The organism is Vibrio mexicanus, assembly GCF_001012815.1.
GTDB lineage: Bacteria > Pseudomonadota > Gammaproteobacteria > Enterobacterales > Vibrionaceae > Vibrio > Vibrio mexicanus.
In genome coordinates this window covers 1-2,961 of sequence record NZ_JYJP01000008.1, presented here as the reverse complement: position 1 = coordinate 2,961, position 2,961 = coordinate 1, and the positions used below count along the sequence as shown (strand labels likewise).

The following is a 2,961-nucleotide window of genomic DNA, read 5'->3' as shown; positions in this document are numbered from 1 at the left end:
AAGACCCTTTGGGGTTGTATGGTTAAGTGACTAAGCGTACACGGTGGATGCCTTGGCAGTCAGAGGCGATGAAGGACGTAGTAACTTGCGATAAGCCCAGATTAGGTAGTAAACAACCATTTGAGTCTGGGATTTCTGAATGGGGAAACCCAATTGCATAAGCAATTACTGTTAACTGAATACATAGGTTAACAGGGCGAACTCGGGGAACTGAAACATCTAAGTACCCGAAGGAAAAGAAATCAACCGAGATTCCGAAAGTAGCGGCGAGCGAAATTGGACTAGCCCTTAAGCTTTTAATGAGACAGACGAACACGCTGGAAAGCGTGGCAATAAAGGGTGATAGCCCCGTAGTCGACATCTCATCATCAGTGAAATCGAGTAGGGCGGGACACGTGATATCCTGTCTGAATATGGGGGACCATCCTCCAAGGCTAAATACTACTGACTGACCGATAGTGAACCAGTACCGTGAGGGAAAGGCGAAAAGAACCCCTGTGAGGGGAGTGAAATAGAACCTGAAACCGTGTACGTACAAGCAGTAGGAGCAGGCTTGTCCTGTGACTGCGTACCTTTTGTATAATGGGTCAGCGACTTATATTCAGTAGCAAGGTTAACCGATTAGGGGAGCCGTAGAGAAATCGAGTCTTAACTGGGCGTCGAGTTGCTGGATATAGACCCGAAACCAGGTGATCTAGCCATGGGCAGGTTGAAGGTTGAGTAACATCAACTGGAGGACCGAACCGACTAATGTTGAAAAATTAGCGGATGACTTGTGGCTAGGGGTGAAAGGCCAATCAAACCTGGAGATAGCTGGTTCTCCCCGAAATCTATTTAGGTAGAGCCTCGGACGAATACCACTGGGGGTAGAGCACTGTTAAGGCTAGGGGGTCATCCCGACTTACCAACCCTTTGCAAACTCCGAATACCAGTGAGTACTATCCGGGAGACACACGGCGGGTGCTAACGTCCGTCGTGGAGAGGGAAACAACCCAGACCGCCAGCTAAGGTCCCAAAGTATAGCTAAGTGGGAAACGATGTGGGAAGGCTTAGACAGCTAGGATGTTGGCTTAGAAGCAGCCATCATTTAAAGAAAGCGTAATAGCTCACTAGTCGAGTCGGCCTGCGCGGAAGATGTAACGGGGCTAAGCTATACACCGAAGCTGCGGCAATGCATTTTATGTATTGGGTAGGGGAGCGTTCTGTAAGCCGTTGAAGGTGAACTGTAAGGTTTGCTGGAGGTATCAGAAGTGCGAATGCTGACATGAGTAACGATAAAGGGGGTGAAAAACCTCCTCGCCGGAAGACCAAGGGTTCCTGTCCAACGTTAATCGGGGCAGGGTAAGTCGACCCCTAAGGCGAGGCCGAAAGGCGTAGTCGATGGGAAACGGGTTAATATTCCCGTACTTCTTACAATTGCGATGGGGGACGGAGAAGGCTAGGTGGGCCTGGCGACGGTTGTCCAGGTTCAAGTGCGTAGGCTTGAGAGTTAGGTAAATCCGGCTCTCTTTAAGGCTGAGACACGATGTCGAGCTACTACGGTAGTGAAGTCATTGATGCCATGCTTCCAGGAAAAGCCTCTAAGCTTCAGATTGTAAGGAATCGTACCCCAAACCGACACAGGTGGTCGGGTAGAGAATACCAAGGCGCTTGAGAGAACTCGGGTGAAGGAACTAGGCAAAATGGTACCGTAACTTCGGGAGAAGGTACGCTCTTGACGGTGAAGTCCCTTGCGGATGGAGCTATTGAGAGTCGCAGATACCAGGTGGCTGCAACTGTTTATTAAAAACACAGCACTGTGCAAAATCGTAAGATGACGTATACGGTGTGACGCCTGCCCGGTGCCGGAAGGTTAATTGATGGGGTTAGTCTTTGGACGAAGCTCTTGATCGAAGCCCCGGTAAACGGCGGCCGTAACTATAACGGTCCTAAGGTAGCGAAATTCCTTGTCGGGTAAGTTCCGACCTGCACGAATGGCGTAATGATGGCCACGCTGTCTCCACCCGAGACTCAGTGAAATTGAAATCGCTGTGAAGATGCAGTGTACCCGCGGCTAGACGGAAAGACCCCGTGAACCTTTACTACAGCTTGGCACTGAACATTGAGCCTACATGTGTAGGATAGGTGGGAGCTTTGAAACGTTGTCGCCAGATAGCGTGGAGCCATCCTTGAAATACCACCCTTGTATGTTTGATGTTCTAACTTAGCCCCATTATCTGGGGTGAGGACAGTGCCTGGTGGGTAGTTTGACTGGGGCGGTCTCCTCCCAAAGAGTAACGGAGGAGCACGAAGGTGGGCTAATCACGGTTGGACATCGTGAGGTTAGTGCAATGGCATAAGCCCGCTTGACTGCGAGAATGACAATTCGAGCAGGTGCGAAAGCAGGTCATAGTGATCCGGTGGTTCTGAATGGAAGGGCCATCGCTCAACGGATAAAAGGTACTCCGGGGATAACAGGCTGATACCGCCCAAGAGTTCATATCGACGGCGGTGTTTGGCACCTCGATGTCGGCTCATCACATCCTGGGGCTGAAGTCGGTCCCAAGGGTATGGCTGTTCGCCATTTAAAGTGGTACGCGAGCTGGGTTTAGAACGTCGTGAGACAGTTCGGTCCCTATCTGCCGTGGGCGTTGGAAGATTGAAGGGGGCTGCTCCTAGTACGAGAGGACCGGAGTGGACGAACCTCTGGTGTTCGGGTTGTGTCGCCAGACGCATTGCCCGGTAGCTAAGTTCGGAATCGATAACCGCTGAAAGCATCTAAGCGGGAAGCGAGCCCTGAGATGAGTCTTCCCTGGCACTTTAAGTGCCCTTAAGGGTTGTTCGAGACTAGAACGTTGATAGGCAGGGTGTGTAAGCGTTGTGAGGCGTTGAGCTAACCTGTACTAATTGCCCGTGAGGCTTAACCATACAACACCCAAAGGGTTTTGATGGACTCAAAGCCAAGAACGAATTGAATGTGTA

Annotated in this window: 1 rRNA gene; it reads left to right on the top strand. The window is 50.8% G+C overall.

From position 1 onward, the window contains the following. The first annotated feature begins 20 nt into the window (after positions 1-20). A 23S ribosomal RNA gene (locus tag UA76_RS01310) occupies positions 21-2,907 on the top strand. The last annotated feature ends 54 nt before the right edge of the window (positions 2,908-2,961 follow it).